Genomic DNA, 20,718 nt, shown 5'->3' with positions numbered 1-20,718 from the left:
GTCGGGCCAGGGGCTTTCGCTGTCGCACCGGGCCGGGTACCCCGGTCAGCGGGCGCGAAGCTGGTCGCCGCCGAGCAGGCTCGCCCACGCCACGGCAAGTATGTCGAGCTCTGGGCCACTCTCGAGCACCCACGGATGCCGGATCCACCGCAGGTTCGCGCTGTTCAGCAGCTCCATGGCAAGGTACCCGCGATAGCGTCGGGTGTCTTCGTCGAAGCGGTCGGCTTCCGCGAGTCCGGTGGCGATGTCGTCGATCACCTCGCCGAACCACGCATCCCGCAGCTCGCGCATCTCTGGGTCGACGGCCGATGCCTCTTCGACCACGGTGATGTATGGCCGAATGTCGGCCCAGCGCTCGGCCTGCTCGCCGATCCACGCACGGATCGCGGGGAAACTGCCCTCGCGAGCGGCATCGACCAGCGATCCCGCCGTCGATCGCTGTCTGGAATTCTCTCGGCGGTCGAGGTGCCTGTTGAGCTCGCCGAACAGTGAGCGAGCGAGCTCGGTCTTGTTGGGGAAGTGCGCGTAGAAGGTCACGCGCGTCGTTCCGACCGCCGTGGCGATGTCGTCGATCGTGGTGGCGACGTACCCCTGCTCCTGGAAGAGCCGCAGCGAGTGATCAAGCAGCGACTGCCGTGTCTGCTGCTTCTGCTTCTCGCGAAGATTTGTCATGCGCCCACTGTAGCCACCCATCGCGATAATTCACTTGACAGAATGTAAAGCGAATGGCACGATCGTCTCACCCCCGAGCGCGACGCCGTCCGCGCGGGTGCCATCACTCAATGGAGAGGCTCGCTATGAGCGCACAGGTGAACACCGTCCTCGGCCCGATCGGCGCCGACGAGCTCGGCGTCGTCGCCATCCACGAAGCGCTTCTCTCGGTCGTGCCGGGCGCGCAATTCGCGTATGACATCACGATCGATCGCGCCGAGGTTTTCGACATCCTCGCGAGCAAGCTCAGAGCGTTCAAGGCGGCGGGGGCGGAACGATCGTGGATCGCACCGGCATGTTCCACGGTCGCGACCTGCCCCTCTACGAGGCCCTCTCGCGGAGCACCGGGGTGCACATCGTCGCTTCCACCGGCATGGGCCCAGAGGAGAACCTCGGCGGCTACTTCCTCACCCCGCAGACCAACCCACCCACGCCGTGGCCGGCCGAGCGCTTCGCCGAGCTGTTCGCCGCCGAGGCGACCGACGGCATGGTTCATCCGCGCGTTGACCGCCGCGCACCGGCCGGCCTGATCGTGAGCACCCAGAGCACCGATGGCGCCACCCCGACCGACGACAGCCTGCTGCGGGGAGCCGCGTCCGCCGCGACGCGGTCCGGTGTCGCACTGGCGTTCTCTGCCCCGGCCGACACGATCAGGGCGCTCGAGCTCGCGCTCGCCGAAGGCCTTCCCGCCGACCGCATCGTCGTCTCGGGTCTTGACCGAGCCGGCACCGGTGCCACCGTTCGTGCCACTGCTCGTGCCGTCGCAAAGCGCGGCGCATACATTGCGTTCGATCACATCGGCCGCGAGGATGCCGGATCCCCAAGCGACGACGACCGCGCCGCGCTGGTCCTCGCGCTCGTCGACGCTGGCCACGGAGCCCGCATCCTCCTCTCGGCCGGCGCCGTCGGCGTCGCCAAGGGCCACGCCGACGTGAACGGTGCATACGAGGTGGTTCTCACCGACTTCGCACCCAAGCTGGCCGCGCACGGCCTGGACGAAGACGGCATCCGTCGCATCCTGATCGACAACCCCCGTGACCTGCTCGCAGTGAAAGAGGCCTGAGATGACCCGCGTGAACACCGTCCTCGGACCCATCGCCGTTGAGCAGCTTGGCTTCACCTCGATCCACGAGCACATCGGATACGGGATGCCGGGCAGTGAGCTCGACACCCGGTGGTGGAAGACCCCGGAGCAGCGGTATGAGGAGACCATCCCGAAGCTGCGGACGTTCGCCGCGCACGGCGGGCAGACCTTCGTCGACGCGACGGGCATCTGCAACGGCCGCGACATCGACTACTACCAGTCGATCGCCGAGAAGACCGGCCTCAACATCATCGCCGCGACCGGATTCGTCGGCGGCGACACGGCTCTGAAGCACTTCGCCGAGGCGAGCGTCGAGTACCTCACCGACCAGTTCATCCACGAGCTGACCGTCGGCATCGGCACGAGCGGCGGCAAGGCCGGCATCATCAAGGTGGGCGTCAGCCGTGGATTCAAGCTGACCGCGCTCGACCTGCGCATCTACCGTGCGGCGGCCCGCGCATCGCTCGCCACCGGTGCGCCGATCATCACGCACCTCGCGGTGGACGCGGCGACGGCGATTGACGCCCTTCAAGAGGAGGGACTGCCGCTCACCCGCGTGCTTTTCGGCCACGCCGACGACGGCGTCAGCCAGGGCAAGGTCGACGAGGAGGGCATCGTCTCGGCCGGCGGCCGAATCGGCTTCGACACGTTCGGCTACGACCTCGAACTTCCTGACCCACCGTTCTGGGGGCGGCACCGCGATGAGCGTTTCCAGCACCTCATGCGGTACCTGCGTTCGGGGCAGGCCGACAAGGTGCTCGTCGCCGCCGACGCCAACTGCAGTCCGCTCGGATGGCCGGGCGTCAAGGGCCACACCATCAACTACCTGTTCGAGCAGCTCATCCCCGACCTCAGGCAGGACGGCGTCGACGACGCCACCATCGATCAGCTCTTCATCGGCAACGTCGCCGACTTCTTCACCACGAGCACCCCCGACACCCTCAACTCAGAAGGCAAGTGACCATGGACATCAACGGACTCACCGTCGCCGTCATCGGCGCGGGCTACGCAGGCGCATCCACGGCCAAGGCCCTGAGCCTGCTCGGCGCACACGTCACCGTCTACGAGCAGGCCCGCCAAGCCGGGGAGGTGGGTGCAGGCATCGGCCTGCGCCCCTCGTCGATGGCCGCCTTTCGCGAGTGGGGGGTGGCGGATGCGATCACCGCCGTCAGCACAGCGAGCAACGGCATCCGCATCCTCACCCCGCAGGACCATCTCCTCAACGCCGAGGAATGGCCAGAGAAAGAGCAGTTCGGCACGACGACCCACCTCATCCACCGTCGGGACTTCATCGACGCGCTGCTCGGCGTGCTGCCGGACGGCATGATCAAGTTCGGCCACCGCCTGGAGACGATCGTCGACAACGGTGCGACCGCGACGATCTCCTTCGCGAACGGCGAGACCGTCACCGCCGACCTGGTCGTCGGCGCCGACGGCATCAGCTCGCGGGTGCGGGGGGCGCTCTTCAGTGACGACGGTCCGGTGTTCGCCCATGAGCACGCCTACCGCGCCGTGTTCGACATGGCTCTCGTGCCGGGCGTCTTCGACGAGGACGACGACTTCCGCGTCTACTTCGACGCGCCAACCAATCGCCACCTGTACCTGCTGCCGCTGCGCCACCGCGGTCAGGTGTCCTTCGACATCACGGTGCCGTCCGACGACAGCACCTGGTCGCCCGAGATTGACCGCGCGACCATCGTCGCCTCTCTGAGCGGCTTCGATCCGCGCTTCGAGGCGATCACCGAATCCATCGACCTTGCGACGGTCAACTGCCGCTCCGCGTACGACATCGACCCCGTCGAGCTGTGGCACACCGATTCTGTCGTGCTCGTGGGCGACGCAGCGCACGCGATGCTGCACCACCAGGGCCAAGGCGCGAACTCGGCCGTCCTCGACGCACAGGGGCTGGCGGATGCCCTCGCCGCCGCAGCCACGCTGCCCGAGGCTCTCGCCGCCTTCCAAGCCACCCGCAAGCCGATCACCGACAACTATCAGCGGGTATCCCGCGGCGGCTGGAACGAGGAGACCATCGAAGACGGCTTCCCGGGGCAGCGTGGTGCCGAGTCGGAAGAGGGGCCGGGTGTCGATCCGAGCTCCGAGGTCACAGCCCCCGCAAACCGAGGAGCCTGACGACCATGCCCCTGCATCCCGAGATCGCGCGTTTCCTGGCCTCCCTCCCGCACGAAGAATCCGCCCCGCTCGAACCCGCCCCGCTCGACCCCGCCGCGATGCGCGCCGACGAGGAGTCGCACGTTCCCGCGCTCGCCGACCGACACCCGGTCGCGCACGTCACGGACATCGTCGTGCAGACACCGACCGGGGTTGTTCCGGTGCGGGTTTACGCCGACACGGATGCCCCGACCTCCGGCGCGGTCGTCTACTTCCATGGCGGCGCGTACTTCCTCGGAAGTCTGAACACCCACGACGATGTCGCCCGCCGCCTGGCAACAGCGACCGGCCTGCGCGTGTTCTCGGTGGGATATCGGCTGGCGCCGGAGCATCCGTTCCCCGCCGCGCTCGACGACGCGGTCGGTGTCATCGACTGGCTGATCTCCGAGGGTGAGTCGGCGGGCTGGGACGGCACGACACTCGCCGTCGTCGGTGACAGCTCCGGCGGCACGATCGCCACCGTTGCGGCGTCGCTGCTGCACGACCGTGGCGTCGACCGGATCACGCACCAAGTGCTCTACTACCCGTCTGTCGACCTCGACCTCGACCTCGACCCGAAGCGCTATGCCTCGATGGTCGAGAACGCCGTGGGCTTCGGCCTGGAGACCGCCGGGATCGCGCCGTTCAACGCGTTCTACTTCACGAGTGGGGCCGACCCGCTCGACCCGCGCGTCTCGCCGATTGGGCGACCGGATCTGTCCGGCCTTCCTGCCGCCCTCATCCTGACCGGAGAACTCGACCCGATGCGCGACGAGGGCGAGCAATACGGTCAGCGACTGAAGGATGCCGGCGTACCGGCCCTCGTGCACCGCTACGAGGGGGCGGGCCACGGTTTCGTGCAGCATTTTGCCTGGCTGCCAGAATACGGAGCCGCCTTCGCCGAGACGGCGGCATTCCTGCAGACGGGCACAGCTCCGACGCCGGCGAAGGCTCTCCCATGACCGGCATCCATCCGCTCGTCGCTCCCTGGGGTCGATTCGGTTTGCGCACCTTCTACATCGATGCACCTGAGCCCGCGATCGTTGACACCGGAGTGACCGAATCCATCGGCGGGATGCGCGCCGGGCTCGAGGCGATCGGGCGCCGAATCGAAGACGTGCGTTGGATCCTGCTCACGCACGGACACATCGATCACATCGGCGGTGCACACGCACTGTGGGAGCTGACCGGTCGGCGGGCGCAGGTCGTCATCCACCAGGGCGACGTGCCGATGCTGCGTTCGCGCGAGGCGCACGTCGAGGAGTGGCGCTCGGGACGCGGCAAATGGCTGAGCGACCCCGACGGAGAGGCCACAGAGGAGGCGTTGCTGCGCGACGCGATCTCCGGCGAGATGGAACCGACCCTCGCCCTCGACGGCGGTGAGGTGCTCGACCTCGGTGGCGGCGTCCGTGTCGCCGTGCATTCCATTCCCGGACACACCATCGGTGCCGTCGCCTACGTCGTCGAAGAGACCGGGGATGTCTTCGTCGGCGACGCCGTCCAGGCCTATGGCGCCGCGAGCGGGTTCCCCGGTTACGAGGACCCGAACCGTTATCGCGCGAGCCTCGAGTTCCTGCGCGACGACGTTCGTCCGCAGCGTCTGTATCTCGGGCACCCCTACCGCCGAGCCGACGGCACACCTTTTCCCGAGGTGCTCGACGCCTCGGATGCATTTGAGGCGATCCAGGGCAGCATCGACAACGAGGCCCGCATCCGCGCAGCCGTCCTCTCGCAGCTCGAGGTGGGGCTGCACGCGACTGCTTCGCCATATTCGCCGTTCCAGTCCGTCGCCGAACAGCTCGGCTACGCGGGCGACCCGACGCTGGAACCGGCACCCTTCTTCACCACTATGAACGCGTACCTCACGCAGTTCGGCACCGAACGAGGAGCAACCTCATGACCGATTTCCGCACCATCTCCGCTGGAGGTCGCAACGTCGGCGTCCACAAAGACCTGCGTGTTCCGATGCGTGACGGCGTGGCGCTCGTCGCCGACGCCTATGGTGCGGCCGACAGCGAGCCGCGCCCCGCGCTCGTCGCGCTGAGCCCATACGGCAAGGAGCTGCAGGCGCTGGCTCTGACGATGCCACCGCAGCGTCGGCCCTCGCCGATGTGGGATGGCTGCATCGAGGCCGGGGACATCGCGCGCGTCGTCGACCAGGGCTACGTGCACGTGATCGGCGATCTGCGCGGTTCGGGCGGGTCAGAGGGTGAGCACATCGGCAACTACAACGCCGGCGGCGTCTCGCTCGGCCAAGACGCCTACGACTTCATCGAGTGGGTTGCTGAACAGCCCTGGTGTGACGGTCGGGTCGGCATGATCGGTATCTCGTACTTCGGATCGATGCAGTTGCTGGCTGCGGCCGAGCGACCCCCACACCTGAAGGCCCTGTTCATCTCGGGTGGTCATTACGACTTCTACGAGACCACCTACCACGGCGGCATCATGTGGTTCATGCCGCGTGCCGCCAGGGAAGGACGCGGTGGCGACTCCGGCTGGGCGTTCACAGACAGGGTCAAGAGCCGGATGCTGGAGACGGTGTCCGACGAGCAAGTCAGGGCCCGCGTCGCTGCACGCCTCGCCGACCCCGATGTGCAGGCGTGGCCGAACCTCGTGCACACCCTGCACTATCCGACCAACCACGAGGCGTGGTTCGACATCATCACCAACGAATTCGACGGCGAGTGGTACGAGGAGCGCAACCCCATCAACCTCGCAGCCCAGGTCGAGGTGCCCGTGTGGCTGCAGATCGACCAGGGTCGCGGGTGGACCATTGACGGCACCATCGAGACATTCAATCGGCTCGGCGGGCCGAAGAAGCTGACGATCGGCTCGTACCCTCCCATGCAGTCGCGGCCGTGGGTCGAGGAGCACGACAAGATGTTCCGCTGGTACGACTATTGGATCAAGGGAATCGACAACGGTGTGATGGACGAGCCCGCGGTGAGTGTGTTCGTTGAGGGCACGCGCGAGTATGCCGAAGGCGCGGAGTTCCCCCCGAAGCCGGTCGAACACCGCCCGCTCTATCTGCGCACACGAGGCCGGCTCTCCGCCGAACCGGAGGCGATGGATGCCACGGCCGCAGCCCCCGACGGCTTCTACCAGGCGCCGCTCACCGTGACCGACAAGGTCGAGGTGCTGCGCTGGACCACCGCACCCTTTGAGGAAGCGGTGGAGATGATCGGGACGGGTGCCGCGCACCTGTTCGTCGAGATCGATCAGCCGGACACGAACCTCATCATGCGGTTCTGGGATGAAGCGCCCGGCGCCGCGCGTCAACTGCTGACCTCTGCCTATCTGAAGGCCTCGCACCGCGAGCTTGACCTCGAACTCACCACAGAGGGCAACCCCCATCACCCGCATACCCGTGCCGTTCCCGTCGAGCCCGGGGTGGTCGAGGAGTATGTGCTGCGGATCTATCCCTTCGCGGCGACGCTGCTGCCCGGGCATCGACTGGTGGCCGAGCTCTCCAACGACGAGCCGCTGTCCGACGAGCACAACGCCCTGCTGCCTCCCGACGCGTTCCACCTGCCCGTTGGTCGCCCGGTCACGCACAAGGTGTACCGCGACGCCGAGCATCCGTCGAGGCTGGTGCTTCCCTTCACGAAGGGCTGAACGTCGCCAGGCGGCGCCCCCGTGTCTTGAGGCATGCAGCCGTCGCGCATCCGCATCGACCCACCCCGTTATCGACCCATCTCAGCTGAGAGGCGGAAAGTTCGTGGAAACGAACCTTCTCCTTTGAGTAATCGTCGGCGTCATCGTTCTGAGTGTCATTCTGGATGTCGCGTACTACTTTTCGAAGCGCCGCCGCGGGTCGACGTGCACCTTCGGCCCGGGGCCCGCGGCCGCGCCGCGCGCACCCTCCAGCCGGCTCGGCACCTCCTCGAGTGAGATGACCTCGCTGACGATCGAGTCGGGGATCACGGCGCCGCCGGCGAAGCCCTCGATCGCCCCGGCCAGACCGGGGGAGGCCGAGAGGATGCCGACGGCGGAAACGTCTTTGAGCACGAGATCGCGGGTGTCGACACGGCTGGGGGTGGACGCCAGGCCGATGTACACGACCCGGCCCGCCGGTTTCGCGAGCTGCACGGCGAGGGGCGGCATCCGTTCATCGCTGCTGGCCTCGATCACGGCGTCGAACGTGTTGTCGTGGCCGTCGGCGAGTGCGTCGAACTGCCAGGTGTGCCGCACGCCGAGCGAGCGCGCCAGTTCGAGCGAGCCCTCACGAACGCCGCCGACATGCACCTCGGCGCCTTCGGCCAGCGCGAATTGGGCGGCAAGCAGCCCGATGGTGCCGGAGCCGAGCACTAGCACCCTGTGGCCCGGCTCGATTGCGGCGGCGCGCACGGCACGCAGCGAGTTGCCGCCGGGCTCGACCAGGGCGGCGGCGGTGACGGTGACGTTCTCGGGGATCCGGTACGCGTAGCGCGTCGGGATGAGCACCTGCTCGGCGAGGGCGGCCGCCCAACCGTCGAGGATGCCGACCTCGAAACGGTCCGGGCAGACGTGGTGGCGGCCGCCCTGACAATACGTACAGTGCCCGCATCCGAGCATGGTGTCGCCGGTGACGCGCTGCCCGATCCAGCTCTCGTCCTCGGGGGAGCCGACCGCAACGACCCGGCCGGTCCACTCATGCCCCAGCCGCAGCGGGAAGTGGGTGCGCCCGTGGTGGATGTAGGCCATCTCTCCGGTGAACAGCTCGACATCGGTGCCGCAGATGCCAACCCGTTCCACGTCGACAAGCAACTGGCCCGGCAAGGCAAGCGGTGCCGGGACCTCCTGGACCTCCGCTCGCCGCGGGGCGGTCACGACGAGTGCGCGCATCAGCTCGCCTCCCCAAACTCCAGCTCAGTGCGACTCACGGCTGACCTCGTCTCCGCTGGACCCGACCAGGAAGTCGAGGTCGGCCCCGGTGTCTGCCTGCATCACGTGGTCGACATAGAGCTTCGCCCAGCCACGGCTGGGCTTGGCGTACGCCGCCTCGCTCTGCGGGCTCTGGCTGCGCGCACTCAGCTCCTCGTCGCTGAGATCCACGCTGAGGGAGCGCCCGGCAACGTCCACCCGGATGATGTCGCCGGTGCGCACGAGCCCGAGCGGTCCGCCGGCGGCGGCCTCCGGAGCCACGTGCAGGATCACCGTGCCGTAGGCGGTGCCGCTCATGCGGGCGTCGCTGATGCGCACCATGTCGCGCACGCCGGCCTCCAGCAGCTTGCGGGGGAGCGGCATGTTGCCGACCTCGGGCATGCCCGGGTAGCCCCGGGGGCCGCAGCCGCGGAGCACGAGCACCGAGTCGGCCGTGACGTCGAGCTCGGGGTCGTCGATGCGGGCGCGCATGTCCTCGACGCTGTCGAAGACCACCGCGGGGCCGACGTGCTGGAGGAGCTCCGGGGTGGCCGCCGACGGTTTGATGATCGCGCCGCGGGGCGCGAGGTTGCCGCGGAGCACGGCGATGCCGGCATCCGCCATGAGCGGGTTCTCGCGCGGCAGGATGACGGTGTCGTCGTAGACGGGGTGGCCGCCGAGGGAGGCGACGAAGGGCGCTCCGGTGACAGTGATCGGCTGCGGGTGCAGCAGGTCGGCGATCTGCGAGAGCAGGGCGAGCAGCCCGCCGGCGCGGTGCAGGTCGTCCATCAGGAAGCTGCCGCTCGGCTGCAGGTTCGCCATGACCGGGATGCCGGCGCCCGCCTCGTCGAAATCCTCCAGGCTCAGCTCGATGCCGAGCCGGCCCGCGATGGCGAGCAGGTGGACGACCGCGTTGGTGGAACCGCCAACCGCCGCGACGGCCATGATGGCGTTGAGGAACGACTCCCTGGTCATGATGTCGCTCGGCCGGCGGCCCGCGGCCACCATGTCGACGATGAGCCGGCCGGTCTCGTGCGACATCTTCAGCAGGCGGGCGTCGGGGGCGGGGGTGCCGGCGAAGCCGGGGATGGTCATGCCGAGGGCCTCGGCGACGACGGCCATGGTGGACGCGGTGCCCATCGTGTTGCAGTGCCCCTTGCTGCGGATGGTCGACTGCTCCGACTCCTGGAACTGGGCGTTCGTGATGGTGCCGGCCCGCACCTCTTCGCTCAGCCGCCAGACGTCGGTGCCGCATCCGAGGGCCTCGCCGCGGAAGTAGCCGGTGAGCATGGGGCCGCCCGGCACCACGATCGCCGGGATGTTGACGGATGCCGCCGCCATCAGCAGAGCCGGGATCGTCTTGTCGCAGCCGCCGAGCAGCACGAGCCCGTCGATGGGGTTGGCGCGGAACATCTCCTCCATCGCCATGGCCGCCATGTTGCGCCACAGCATCGCCGTCGGCTTCACCTGGGTCTCGCCGAGCGAGACAACCGGGAGGTTGTACGGCACGCCGCCAGCTGCCCAGACATCCTGCTTGACGCTGTCGGCGACCTCGTTGAGGTGCATGTTGCACGGGGTCAGGTCGGAGGCCGTGTTCGCGATTGCGATCTGCGGTTTTGTCGCGTCGAGCGCGTCGTCGGGGAGCCCGCGCCGCATCCAGGCGCGGTGAATGTAGGCGTTGCGGTCCGAACCCTGATACCAGGCGGCACTGCGCAAATGGTCCACGATGACCCTCCCGCTCGCTCTCCGAAGCGCTGACCGCGGCGGTGAGGTTCAGCAGGAAACGCGAGCTCCCTGCAGCGTAGCCCGTGTCGACTCTGGAATCGTGGCGCTGCGCCCCGACTCGTTGTCGGGAGCGAGCCACGCGTGCCGCAGAGCGGGTGCATGACGTCTCCTGCGCGGGCCACGAGAAAGGGGCCCGGCCACATCGTGGCCGAGCCCCCTCGGCGAGCGGATGCCGCTAGTTCAGCGCATCCAGCTCGATCGTCGTGTCGAGCGCGGCACGGCGGCGGCGCGCAGCGACGACCGCCGTGACACCACCGACGAGCAGCAGCGCGAGGGCGGCGATCAGCGCGGTGCTGATCTCAGCGCCCGTGCTTGCGAGCTGGCCCGTGTTCGACGTGGCAGAACCGGTGGTGCCGCCCGAGCCCGAGCCGGCGCCGTTCCCGGAGCCGTTCCCGTCGCCGGTGCCGTCGCCGCCGCCGGTGGTCACCGGGACGACCTGCACGGGAGCCCAGCCGAGCAGGCTGCCGTCGGCGGCCTGGACGACGATGCGGTGCGTGCCTGCTGCGGCATCCGCCGGCACAACCACGCTGATCTGGCCGCTGGCGTTGGCGGTGGCCTTGCCGAGGGAGGTCGGCGTGGAGTAGATCCACGGCCAGACCGGGGCGTTGGCGTTGCCGGCTCCGAGCTCGACCGCGATCGCCTGGCCCGGGGTGGCGGTCGCCGGCACGGTGATGCCGCCGCGGTTCTGCTCGGTGAGCGTGGCCGCGTCGATCGGCGCGGGCAGGGTGCCCGGGTCGACCGGGTCCACGGGGTCAACGGGGTCGACCGGGTCGACCGGGTCAACCGGGTCCACCGGGTCAACCGGGTCGACAGGGTCGACGGGGTCAACCGGGTCCACCGGGTCAACCGGGTCGACCGGGTCAACGGGGTCAACGGGGTCAACGGGATCGACCGGGTCAACCGGGTCCACCACCACGGGCGGGGTGATCCCGGCCTCGGTGACCCACTTCTGGCCGGCATCCGTCTTGGTGATGGTGAACTCGTCGTAGACGGCGCCGATGGGCAGGGCCGTCGTCGAGTTGGCGGTCTTCTCGGCGAGGTAGGAGCGGTAGACCAGCTGGCCCTGCGACACGTCGACGACCTGGTAGGTCGTCACGCCCTCGCCCCGCAACACCTGGGTGGCGTTGTTGTTCGTCCACACGTTCTTGGCCTCGGTCTCGAGGTCGTAGTGCTTGGCGCCGGAGTTCGAGACGGCGTACACGGGGCCGTCGGTGATGCCGGCGGTCTCGGTGCGGTCGGTGTTGAGGTAGCCGCGGGCGTAGGTGTGGTCGTGGCCCATCAGCACCAGGTCGATGTCGTGCTTCTGGAAGATGGGAACCCAGAGCTCGCGCAGCACGGGCTCGTCACGACCGGCGGATGTCGAGAAGACCGGCTGGTGGAAGGTGACGACGTTCCACTTCGAGGGGCTCTCGGTGAGCACCTGGTCGAGCCAGGCGCCCTGGAACTCGGTCCAGAGGCGGGAGACCTTGCCGGAGGGGCACTCGACACCCGTGCAGGAGGGCAGGGTGCCGGGGGTCAGGAACGCGCTGTCGCGGGTCGCGTTCAGCGTGATGAAGCGCACGCCCTGGTAGTCGGTGTAGTAGACCGTCTCCGCGGCGAACTCCTCCCAGTGCGCGAAGTAGGCCGCGTACTGGCGCGCCACGTCGGTGTCACCGACGGCGAGCTCGGCCATGGCGCCGATGGTCGCGGTGGAGGGGTTGTTGTGCGGGTACTCGAAGTTCGCCTTCCATGCCGCGAGCTTCTTGTCGCCGGAGTACTCGTGGTTGCCGGGGGCGGCCATGACGTTGGTGCTCGCCGCCGAGTTGGTCATCCCGGCGAACCAGTTGTTCCACTGGGTCTCGTTGCTGCCGGTGTCGATGAGGTCGCCGGCGTGCACGGAGCCGACGGACCGCGTCGCGGTGGCTTCAGCCTGGCGCACGACCTCGGGCCAGGTACTGTCGAGGCCGATCTGGGCGTCGCCGTAGTAGACGAACTGGAAGTCGGTGGCGGCGGGGTCGGCGGTGGTGAAGGTCTTCCACTCGCTCCGGCTGCCCTCCAGGCCGACGCGGTAGCTGTAGGCGGTCGCGGGCGCCAGGCCGGTCACCGTGGCGGAGTAGTGCGGCTTGGGGTTGTTGTTCACCAGGCCGGCCTGGTAGGCGTCGACGGTGCGCGTGTCGCCACCGGATGCCGGCCGGAGCTGCACCTGCCCGCTCGCGTGGCCGGCATCCCCGGCCAGCCAGGAGAAGGACTGCGAGGTCTCCGGCGTGGTCGTCGGGGTGAGGATGACGCGGGTCGGGGGAGCCACGACCGGCGTGCCCGGGTCCTGCACGGGGAGGAGGCGGATCGACGGGACGTCGAGGTAGATGTCCGAGCTCGTGGCACGGTCCTGGTACAGGGCGATCGCCACCGTGTTGGTGCCGTCGACGAGCAGCTCGGGGTCGACGGTGAAGCTGCTGGCGACGGGGTCTCCGCCGCTGTTGCCCGCGTACTCCTGGTTGCTGGTCTCGGTGACCCGGTCGTCGACGAAGCCGGCGACCTTCGTGCCGTTGACCCAGACGACGAGGGCGTCGTCGTAGACGACGTCGCCGAGAACCGAGCCGACCGCGTCGGCGACGCCGGGCTGGAGGTCGAAGCTCGTGCGGAAGAAGTAGGTGGGAACCGTGGGAGCGGCGGTGCCGTTGAGGTAGTGGTTGAGCAGGGTGGCCGGCAGGTGCGGCCCCACCGCGGCGAGCTTTCCGGACTTGGCGCCGAAGCTGCCCGTGGCGCTCTTCCAGGTGGAGTCATCGAAGCCCGGGGCGGTCCACGCCCGCAGGGCACCGGAGCCGTTCACCGGGTCTGTTCCATCGTCGAGGTACTTCCACGAGGTGCTCGCGGTCGTCACCACCGGTTCCGTCGGTACGTCGGGGGCGGCCAGCGCCGGCATGGGCGCAGCGAGCACCCCGCCGAGCACAGCGAGGAGGGCGGTCGAGACCACGCCCCGTCTGTGCCAGCGGACTGTGTTCTTGGTCGTCATCAATTCATTCCTTCATATGGGAGTGGGTGGGCGCGGCGGCGCACGATCGTGCGGCGAGCCCCTGCCATCGAAGCGGCAGCGGATGTCCCCCGGCTGGCGCGCAGGTGGCCCACAGGCGAACGCGCGGTGCCGCTTCCCGGGAACCCGGCGTAGGGTGGCCCGCACGCGCACCACCCGCAGGGCTACTCGGAGGAGAAGGCAATGGGAACCGTCGCTGAGAACATCGTCGAGGTGTTGAAAGTCAACGAGGTGCGGCGGGTGTACGGCCTCCCCGGCGACTCCTTGAACGGCTTCACCGACGCACTGCGCAAGGACGGCACGATCCGGTGGGTGCATGTTCGGCACGAGGAGACGGCCGCGTTCGCCGCGGCCGCCGACGCCGCGCTCACCGGTGAGCTGGCCGTCGTGGCCGGCTCCTGTGGGCCGGGCAACCTCCATCTCATCAACGGCCTGTTCGACGCGAACAGGTCGCGGGTGCCGGTGCTCGCGATCGCGGCGCACATCCCCACGGCGGAGATCGGCAGCGGCTACTTCCAAGAGACGCATCCGCAGGAGCTGTTCCGCGAGGCCTCCGTCTACGTCGAGTACGTGGCCGACCCCAGCCAGATGCCGCGCGTGCTCGAGATCGCCATGCGTTCGGCGATCGAGCTGCGCGGAGTGGCCGTCGTCGTGATCCCGGGCGACGTGGCGCTGGCCCGCGCGACCGAGCAGCGGGCCGTGCGGATTCGCCGCGCCAACCCGGTGGTCACGCCGAGCCGGCCCGAGCTCGCCGAGGCGGCCGCGCTGCTGAACGGCGCGAAGAAGGTCACCATCCTCGCCGGCGCGGGCGTGCAGGGCGCGCACGACGATGTCATCGCGCTGGCCGAGCTGCTCGCCGCGCCCATCGTGCACGCGCTGCGCGGCAAGGAGTTCATCGAGTACGACAACCCCTTCGATGTTGGGATGACGGGGCTGCTCGGGTTCGCGTCCGGCTACCGCGCGATGGAGGCGGCCGACCTCGTGCTGGTCCTCGGCAGTGACTTCCCGTATCAACAGTTCTACCCGAGCCGGGCAACGACGGTGCAGGTCGACATCCGGGGCGCGCAGTTGGGCCGCCGGCATCCGGTCGACCTCGGCCTCGTCGGCGATGTGGGCGACACCGCCCGGAGCCTGCTGCCGCTGATCGAGCGCAAGGAATCGCGCCGCCACCTCGACGACGCGCTCAGCCACTTCGCCGCGACCCGGGCGAAGCTCGACGAGCTCGCCGTGCCCGCGGCCACCGGCCGGCCGATCCACCCGCAGTACCTCACCAGGCTCCTCGATGCGCATGCCGGCGCGGATGCCGTGTTCACCGCGGACGTGGGGTCGCCCGTCGTCTGGGCGGCGCGCTACCTGCACATGAACGGCGCTCGCCGGCTGGTCGGCTCGTTCACCCACGGCTCGATGGCGAACGCCCTGCTCCACGCGATCGGCGCCCAGGCCGCGCAGCCGGAGCGTCAGGTCGTCGCCCTGGCCGGCGACGGCGGCCTGAGCATGATGCTCGGCGAGCTGATCACGCTCACTCAGAACCAGCTCCCGGTGAAGGTCGTCGTGTGCAACAACTCGTCGCTGAACTTCGTCGAGCTCGAGATGAAGGCCGCCGGGTTCATCACCTTCGGAACCGAGCTGCGCAACCCTGACTTCGCGCGCCTCGCCGAGGCGATGGGCATCCACGGCCGACGCGTCGAGCGCTCGGAGGATCTGGAGCAGGCGGTCACCGAGTTTCTCGCCGTCGACGGCCCGGCGCTGCTCGACGTGGTGACCGAGCCACAGGAGCTGTCGATGCCCCCGGCGATCACGACCGAGCAGGTGAAGGGGTTCACCCTCTACGCGCTGCGCACCGTGATGTCAGGGCGCGGCGACGAGCTGCTCGATCTGGCGCGCGCGAATTGGCGGCAGTTGTTCTGACGCCCGGCACGTTCTGAGCCCAGGCACGTTCTGACGCCTTTGGGTTCGGCATTCTCGCGCTACCGCGGCGCCCGTGCCGCCAGCGCCGCATCGACGTGCTGGGTGGACGGCTGATACTTCTTGCGGCTCGCCATCCTCAGCGTGGTCAACGCAGGCAGGGCGAGGAGCGGCGAGAGATCGCCGTCGAGGACGACCGTCGATTCGTACGCAAACAGCTTCTCCAGCTTCGTGAGACGCAGGAGCGGATGCAACGACTCGATGTCTTGGCAGTTGCCGATGTTGAGCGATGTCAGCTCTGTGAGGCCGGCGAGATCGTCCAACCGGTCGAGGCGACCGCAGGAGTCGAAGTTCAACACTCTCAGCGCGGAGGAGTTGGCCTGCATCCGAAGTGCCGAGAAGTCGCGGAGGCGCCGGGCGAGGACGATCTCGAGGTGGGCGAGCGCTGGGAAGCTGCTCAACCCGTCCAGGCTCTGGATGCTCGGCCAGTGCTTCATGCGCAACGTGGTCAGCTTGGCGAGTCTCGCCAGCGGGAGGAGGTCGGCGGCGGTGTAGCCGAGCGAGCCGAACTCGGTGAGCTCTGTCGCAGCGTCGATCGTGCTCGACACGTGCCGCCAGGAGGACCACAGGGAGGTCAGATTCGGTAGTTCGTTCAGATCGAGGGTGGCTCTGGTTCCCGCCTCAACCGCCAAGAACTCCAGCGATGCTCCGAGGGCGTGTATCGGTGTCAGATCTTCGAGCGAGCGATCCAGGATGTGGAGCCTGCGAATACTGAGTCCACGGAGAAAGCCGAGGTCTCGCTCGGTGAATCCGTGCGCGTAGTTGAGCACAAGGCCGTCGGCACCCGTGGTGCGCAAGGCTCGCTCGGCCGCCGCGCTCCACGCTCCGGTGACCACGAGGGAGCGGCCCTCGGGCGTCTCTTCGATTCGAAAATCCTTGCGCATCAACCTCTCGCTCTCCGCCCCGGAGTAGCCGGAGGAGTGGAGCCGCACACTGCGGGTGCGGGGCAGGCGGGGCGCCCTTGGTGTGAAGCGTAGTCATTGCACGATCGGGATCGTGGAGCCGCGCCCGGCGAGCGAGGCCGGCGTCCACGGGCCAGCCGAGCCGTTGCCATCCCGCGGGGAAAGGCGTTGACTGAGGGCGTCCCAGCTCCGCAGAGAGGCGGAAAGTTCATGGATACGAGCATTGTCCTGTGGATCGTGGTCGGCGTCATCGTGGTGATCGTCGTGATTGGCGTCGCGTATTACGTCTCGAAGCAGCGCCGGAAGGCGAGTGCCGCCGCCGACCGGCGCAAGGCGGAGGACATCCGCGCCCGGGCGCAGGAGGGAGCGGAGGACGCCCGCAAGAGCGACGCCGAAGCCCAGCGTGCCGCGGCCGACGCCGAACTGGGCCGTATCGAGGCGGACCGGATGCAACGGGAGGCCGAGTCGCGGCAGTCGGAGGCCGCCACGCTCCACGCGAAATCCGAGGAACAGTTTCGCGAGGCGGATGCCGTTGACCCGGACGTCGACGTGCGCCGCGGCGGCGACGCCGCGCCGGAACGCCCGCGCCCCGACACCACGCCCTGATCGCGAGTCGAGCCGCGCTACGGCACCCGGGGCTGGTTGGCCTGCCCCTAGACGCCGGCCTCCAGTGGCCAGCCGGTGTACGCCTCGGCGAGGTAGGCGCTGCCGGCCTCAGACTCGACGACACTGCGCAGCTCGCCGAGCTGGCGTCGGTGGTCGAAGTCGCTGGCGCCGGGCGCCGTGTGCAGCATGCTCGTCATCCACCAGGAGAAGTGCTGCGCCTTCCAGATGCGGCGCAGCGCGGTCTCGGCGTAGCCGTCGAGGAGCCGTTCGTCGCGCTCGAGCAGCAGGGCACGGAGGGCGCGGTTCAGGATGAGCACGTCGGCCACGGCGAGGTTCATGCCCTTGGCCCCTGTGGGCGGCACGGTGTGCGCCGCGTCGCCGACGAGGGCGACCCGGCCACGGCGGAGCTCGTGGGCGACGAAGCTGCGGAAGCGCAGCACGTCGCGCTGGAAGATGGGGCCCTCGGCCAGCTCGGTGCCGGGCACGCGCTCCTGCAGGGTCGCCCAGATCTCGGCATCCGTCATCGCGTTCGTGTCGGCGTCTGGGTCGCACTGGAAGTACATCCGCTGCACCTGCGGGCTGCGCTGGCTGATGAGCGCGAAGCCGGCGGGGGAGTTGCTGTAGATCAGCTCCTCGGCGCTCGGCGGCGCCTCGGTGAGGATGCCGAACCAGGCGAAGGGGTACTCGCGGAAGTAGCCGCCGGTCGAGGAACCGGTGACGGCGGTGCGGGCGACGCTGCGGGAGCCGTCGGCGCCGACCACGAACTCGGCCTGGATCTCGAAGTGCGCCCCGTCGGCGTCTGTGGCGATGACGCGGGGCCGGTCGGATGACGCATCCTCGACGCCCTCGGCGGTGACGCCGAAGCGGAGGTCCTGGCCGGCGGCGAGGCGCGCGGCGATCAGGTCTTTCAGCGCCTCGTGCTGCGGGTAGAGCCAGACGCTCCGGCCGACCAGGGCGGCGAAGTCGATGCGGTGGCGCTCGCCGTCGAAGTGGAACTCGACGCCGTCGTGCCGCGTACCCGTTGTCAGCACGCGGGAGGCGTCGCCCATGCTGGCCAGCACCTCGACGGTGCCCTGCTCGAGGATCCCGGCACGCACCGTGCCCTCGATCTCGGCGCGGCTGCGGGAGTCGATGACGATCGAGTCGATGCCGGCCTCGCCCAGCAGGTGGCTGAGCAGCAGCCCGGCCGGGCCGGCCCCGATGATCGCGACACGGGTGCTCACAGGCTGGTTCAAGTCGTCTCCTTCGACGGCGGTATGCGGAGCGACCAGTCTCCCCGGCCTCCGCGCCGGGCGCGGCGCGTTGCCCGTTGAACGGCAATCAGGTGCGGCGGGCGGCGGCCAGCGCGCGCGAGATCCCGGATGCCGCGGCGAGCAGCTCCTCGAGCGCGGCCGCCTCCCGCCCCGAGTCACGCGGCAGCACGACCGAGAGTGCGGCGGTGATGCCGCCGGCCTCGTCGCGCACCGGCACGGCGACGCCGGTCGAGACCAGCTCCATCCACCCGGGAGCGACGACGTGACCGCGGCGGCGCGCGTCATCCATCACCCGGCGGAGGGTGCTGGGGTCGGCCGGTGTCTCGGTGGTGAGGGCCGGTAGCGGGCCGGCGAGCAGGCGCGCCTGCACCTCCTGGCCCGCGTAGGCGGCCAGGATCACGCCCGAAGACGACGCGTGCAGCGGCAGCCGGCCGGCCACGCGGGTGACGTTCGCCCCGGATTCCGGGGCTGAGAGCCGCTCGAGGAACAGCGCCTCGTCGTTCTCGAGCACGGCCAGTTGGGTGTGCTCGCGGATGCGGGTCTGCACCCGTTCCATGAACGGCATCGCGAGCTGGCGCACCCGCATCGCCCCCGCGCTGCGGGTGGAGAGTTCCCACAGCCGCAGGCCGACGCGCACGCGCTTGTCGTCGCCGCGCTCGAGCAGTCCCTCGGCGATCATCTCGCTCACCAAGCGGTGTGCGGTCGACGGCGGGAGGCCGGCCCGCCGCCCGATCTCAGCGACGGTCTGCGCGGTGCGGGTGGGCGTGAACGACTCCAGCACGCGTGCGATGCGGCCGGTGACGGAATCACCGGAGGGGGAGTTGGCCATGATTGATCGTGGCACACCGCGGCCCCTCTTGCCGTTGAACGGGCGGGAGGCCGCATCGTCGCTTCTTCGACTGACCGCGGACGCGGGGGCGGATGCTGCGGCTTCCGCCCCGGACGGGCTCGCTCCGCGGAAGCTCCTTGCTGGCCCCGACACGGGGATAGCCAAAAAACCGTCCGGTTGGTATGTTTATGCACGCAGGCGTCGTTCGCGATGCCTGCGTGTGACAGGCAGGATTGGGGGCTGCCTGTCACGCTGGGCCTTGCAGTCCGCTGGATAGAATTGCTGTCGCGGGATTAGACGGGGGAGCGATGGCACAGCAGGATCGGGCGGTCCAGACGCGAGACCGCATCGTCACTGCGGCGGCGGGGGCTTTCTACCGTGTGGGCTACGCAGACGCGTCGATCACCACGATTGCGAATGCTGCGGGCGTCACCAAGGGCGCGCTCTACTTTCACTTCGGCTCCAAAGAAGAGATCGCGCGTGCCGTGATCGACGAGCAGCACCTGCGGGTGACCACGGCGGCACAGGAGATCTGGATCGCGACGGCCAGCCCGGCGGAGACGATGATGCTCATGTGCGCCGATCTGGCCGAACGCCTCGTGGACGACGTCGTGGTGCGGGCCGGCATCCGCCTGACCAACGGCGGGGCCATCTTCGACCCGCCCACGCGCGCGCCCTACGACGACTGGCTGCTGACCTTCGAGGAATTGGTGGGCGGCGCCGTCGGCGCCGGCGAGTTCCTGCCCAGCACCGACGCCGCGCGGCTGGCGCACTTCATCATCCCCGCCTACACGGGTGTGCAGCTGCTCTCGGACGTGCTGACCAACATGGGCGACCTGAAGGAGCGGATCGGCGAGATGTGGGAAATCCTCCTCGCGGCCGTCGCCGAGCCGGCCCGGCTCGAGGAACTGCGGGCGCTCGGGGCCCGCATCTTCGGCACCGCCGGCTGAGCCGACTCGGCGGCCCAGTGCCGCCCGCACGGTGCCGCCCACCCAGTGCCGCCCGCACGGCGGCCGGCCTCAGTCGAGCGTGCGCGTCAGGAGCTGCCCCGGCCACTCCTGCGGAGCAGCTCCCACCGTGAAGGCGACCGCGCGGGTGTACCCGCACGACTCGTAGAAGCGGATGAGCTCACCGGAGCCGCCGGCATAGCAGTCCACGCGCAGCAGGGAGACCCCGCGCGCGGCCGCCCGCTCGTCCGCGAGGGCGAGCAGGCGGCGGCCGGTGCCCTTCGCTCGGGGGTCGCGGGAGCCGATCAGGGAGCGCACATAGAGTTCGGGCTCAGTCGCGGCGGGCACGTAGCCCACGGCGTCGCCGAGAACGAGTGCTCCGCAGACCCCGAGGTCGGGGTGCACCGCCACCCACGTGTCCGGCTCGGCGCACCAGCCCGACACCCGCTGCTCCCACTGCGGCTGCCCGGTGAATGGCTCCGTGCCCCACTGCCCGGCGTTGCCGATCTGCACGAACCAGGCGATGGCCTCGTCGAACAGCCGGAGCACGGCAGGGGCATCGCCCGGGACGGCCCGGCGCAGGGAGACAGCATGCATTCCGCCATCCTATTTGCGACGGTACCGCCGATTCGGCCG

Annotated in this window: 17 protein-coding genes; 9 read left to right on the top strand and 8 right to left on the bottom strand. The window is 69.3% G+C overall.

All coding sequences use genetic code 11. The features are described 5' to 3' along the window. Positions 1-45: 45 nt before the first annotated feature. The gene (locus AWU67_RS12365; protein ID WP_067229487.1) at positions 46-672 is read right to left on the bottom strand and encodes a TetR/AcrR family transcriptional regulator; all 627 of its coding nucleotides are present in this window, start codon (positions 670-672) and stop codon (positions 46-48) included. A 319-nt stretch (positions 673-991) separates the two neighbouring features. Between AWU67_RS12365 and AWU67_RS12360 the strand changes: the two genes are divergently transcribed. The 6 genes from AWU67_RS12360 to AWU67_RS12335 are packed head-to-tail and all read left to right on the top strand — an operon-like array spanning position 992 to position 7,558. Continuing rightward, entirely contained in the window at positions 992-1,774 is a 783-nt protein-coding gene (locus AWU67_RS12360) for a phosphotriesterase (RefSeq protein WP_234407248.1), read from the top strand. Between the two features lies 1 nt (position 1,775). Beyond that, positions 1,776-2,756 carry a phosphotriesterase family protein gene (locus tag AWU67_RS12355; protein ID WP_067229484.1) on the top strand — a complete coding sequence of 327 codons (981 nt, stop codon included), beginning with the start codon at positions 1,776-1,778 and terminating at the stop codon, positions 2,754-2,756. Between the two features lie 2 nt (positions 2,757-2,758). Further along, positions 2,759-3,925, top strand: a complete 1,167-nt coding sequence (locus AWU67_RS12350) for an FAD-dependent oxidoreductase (protein WP_067229481.1) — start codon at positions 2,759-2,761, stop codon at positions 3,923-3,925. A gap of 5 nt (positions 3,926-3,930) precedes the next feature. Further along, complete coding sequence (locus AWU67_RS12345; protein WP_067229478.1) at positions 3,931-4,905, top strand: alpha/beta hydrolase; 975 nt, start codon at positions 3,931-3,933, stop codon at positions 4,903-4,905. After that, complete coding sequence (locus AWU67_RS12340; protein ID WP_067229475.1) at positions 4,902-5,843, top strand: MBL fold metallo-hydrolase; 942 nt, start codon at positions 4,902-4,904, stop codon at positions 5,841-5,843. Before AWU67_RS12345 ends, AWU67_RS12340 begins: the two co-directional genes overlap by 4 nt. Beyond that, positions 5,840-7,558 (top strand): CocE/NonD family hydrolase, encoded by a 1,719-nt coding sequence (locus tag AWU67_RS12335; protein ID WP_067229472.1) that lies wholly within the window; start codon positions 5,840-5,842, stop codon positions 7,556-7,558. Before AWU67_RS12340 ends, AWU67_RS12335 begins: the two co-directional genes overlap by 4 nt. Positions 7,559-7,732: 174 nt before the next feature. Here AWU67_RS12335 and AWU67_RS12330 read toward each other — a convergent pair whose 3' ends face one another. The 3 genes from AWU67_RS12330 to AWU67_RS12320 form a co-directional block, all read right to left on the bottom strand. After that, complete coding sequence (locus tag AWU67_RS12330; RefSeq protein WP_067229469.1) at positions 7,733-8,767, bottom strand: zinc-dependent alcohol dehydrogenase; 1,035 nt, start codon at positions 8,765-8,767, stop codon at positions 7,733-7,735. A 24-nt stretch (positions 8,768-8,791) separates the two neighbouring features. Then, the gene (locus tag AWU67_RS12325) at positions 8,792-10,510 is read right to left on the bottom strand and encodes an IlvD/Edd family dehydratase (RefSeq protein ID WP_067229467.1); all 1,719 of its coding nucleotides are present in this window, start codon (positions 10,508-10,510) and stop codon (positions 8,792-8,794) included. A gap of 235 nt (positions 10,511-10,745) precedes the next feature. Continuing rightward, positions 10,746-13,562, bottom strand: coding sequence for a purple acid phosphatase family protein (locus AWU67_RS12320; protein ID WP_067229465.1), 2,817 nt, complete (start codon positions 13,560-13,562; stop codon positions 10,746-10,748). A gap of 201 nt (positions 13,563-13,763) precedes the next feature. Here AWU67_RS12320 and poxB point away from each other — a divergent pair, with 201 nt between their 5' ends. Next, a complete protein-coding gene (gene poxB, locus AWU67_RS12315) occupies positions 13,764-15,488 on the top strand; it encodes a ubiquinone-dependent pyruvate dehydrogenase (protein WP_067229463.1) in 1,725 nt (574 codons plus the stop codon). 59 nt (positions 15,489-15,547) lie between these two features. On the opposite strand, the gene AWU67_RS12310 is transcribed toward poxB, so the two are convergent. Then, the gene (locus AWU67_RS12310) at positions 15,548-16,429 is read right to left on the bottom strand and encodes a hypothetical protein (RefSeq protein ID WP_067229460.1); all 882 of its coding nucleotides are present in this window, start codon (positions 16,427-16,429) and stop codon (positions 15,548-15,550) included. Between the two features lie 228 nt (positions 16,430-16,657). On the opposite strand from AWU67_RS12310, the gene AWU67_RS12305 reads away from it, so the two are divergent. Next, positions 16,658-17,053, top strand: a complete 396-nt coding sequence (locus AWU67_RS12305) for a hypothetical protein (protein ID WP_067229457.1) — start codon at positions 16,658-16,660, stop codon at positions 17,051-17,053. Positions 17,054-17,100: 47 nt separating this feature from the next. Here AWU67_RS12305 and AWU67_RS12300 read toward each other — a convergent pair whose 3' ends face one another. Continuing rightward, positions 17,101-18,288 carry a 4-hydroxybenzoate 3-monooxygenase gene (locus tag AWU67_RS12300; RefSeq protein WP_199922291.1) on the bottom strand — a complete coding sequence of 396 codons (1,188 nt, stop codon included), beginning with the start codon at positions 18,286-18,288 and terminating at the stop codon, positions 17,101-17,103. 85 nt (positions 18,289-18,373) lie between these two features. Further along, positions 18,374-19,135 carry an IclR family transcriptional regulator gene (locus AWU67_RS12295; protein ID WP_067229451.1) on the bottom strand — a complete coding sequence of 254 codons (762 nt, stop codon included), beginning with the start codon at positions 19,133-19,135 and terminating at the stop codon, positions 18,374-18,376. Between the two features lie 308 nt (positions 19,136-19,443). Here AWU67_RS12295 and AWU67_RS12290 point away from each other — a divergent pair, with 308 nt between their 5' ends. After that, a complete protein-coding gene (locus AWU67_RS12290; protein ID WP_067229449.1) occupies positions 19,444-20,085 on the top strand; it encodes a ScbR family autoregulator-binding transcription factor in 642 nt (213 codons plus the stop codon). Between the two features lie 69 nt (positions 20,086-20,154). Here the strand turns inward: AWU67_RS12290 and AWU67_RS12285 are convergent, their stop codons facing one another. After that, positions 20,155-20,679 carry a GNAT family N-acetyltransferase gene (locus AWU67_RS12285; RefSeq protein ID WP_067229446.1) on the bottom strand — a complete coding sequence of 175 codons (525 nt, stop codon included), beginning with the start codon at positions 20,677-20,679 and terminating at the stop codon, positions 20,155-20,157. Positions 20,680-20,718: the final 39 nt, after the last annotated feature.

Source organism: Microterricola viridarii (assembly GCF_001542775.1).
Taxonomy (GTDB): domain Bacteria; phylum Actinomycetota; class Actinomycetes; order Actinomycetales; family Microbacteriaceae; genus Microterricola; species Microterricola viridarii_A.
Note: the sequence above shows the minus strand (reverse complement) of the source record. Positions and strands in the feature narration are given on the sequence as shown.

Excerpts from the sequence above, each read along its gene's own strand:
- AWU67_RS12365 (WP_067229487.1), bottom strand. The coding sequence starts at position 672 with ATGACAAATCTTCGCGAGAAGCAGAAGCAGCAGACACGGCAGTCGCTG.
- AWU67_RS12355 (WP_067229484.1), top strand. The coding sequence starts at position 1,776 with ATGACCCGCGTGAACACCGTCCTCGGACCCATCGCCGTTGAGCAGCTT.
- AWU67_RS12350 (WP_067229481.1), top strand. The coding sequence starts at position 2,759 with ATGGACATCAACGGACTCACCGTCGCCGTCATCGGCGCGGGCTACGCA.
- AWU67_RS12345 (WP_067229478.1), top strand. The coding sequence starts at position 3,931 with ATGCCCCTGCATCCCGAGATCGCGCGTTTCCTGGCCTCCCTCCCGCAC.
- AWU67_RS12340 (WP_067229475.1), top strand. The coding sequence starts at position 4,902 with ATGACCGGCATCCATCCGCTCGTCGCTCCCTGGGGTCGATTCGGTTTG.
- AWU67_RS12335 (WP_067229472.1), top strand. The coding sequence starts at position 5,840 with ATGACCGATTTCCGCACCATCTCCGCTGGAGGTCGCAACGTCGGCGTC.
- AWU67_RS12330 (WP_067229469.1), bottom strand. The coding sequence starts at position 8,767 with ATGCGCGCACTCGTCGTGACCGCCCCGCGGCGAGCGGAGGTCCAGGAG.
- AWU67_RS12320 (WP_067229465.1), bottom strand. The coding sequence starts at position 13,562 with ATGACGACCAAGAACACAGTCCGCTGGCACAGACGGGGCGTGGTCTCG.
- poxB (WP_067229463.1), top strand. The coding sequence starts at position 13,764 with ATGGGAACCGTCGCTGAGAACATCGTCGAGGTGTTGAAAGTCAACGAG.
- AWU67_RS12310 (WP_067229460.1), bottom strand. The coding sequence starts at position 16,429 with ATGCGCAAGGATTTTCGAATCGAAGAGACGCCCGAGGGCCGCTCCCTC.
- AWU67_RS12305 (WP_067229457.1), top strand. The coding sequence starts at position 16,658 with ATGGATACGAGCATTGTCCTGTGGATCGTGGTCGGCGTCATCGTGGTG.
- AWU67_RS12295 (WP_067229451.1), bottom strand. The coding sequence starts at position 19,135 with ATGGCCAACTCCCCCTCCGGTGATTCCGTCACCGGCCGCATCGCACGC.
- AWU67_RS12290 (WP_067229449.1), top strand. The coding sequence starts at position 19,444 with ATGGCACAGCAGGATCGGGCGGTCCAGACGCGAGACCGCATCGTCACT.
- AWU67_RS12285 (WP_067229446.1), bottom strand. The coding sequence starts at position 20,679 with ATGCATGCTGTCTCCCTGCGCCGGGCCGTCCCGGGCGATGCCCCTGCC.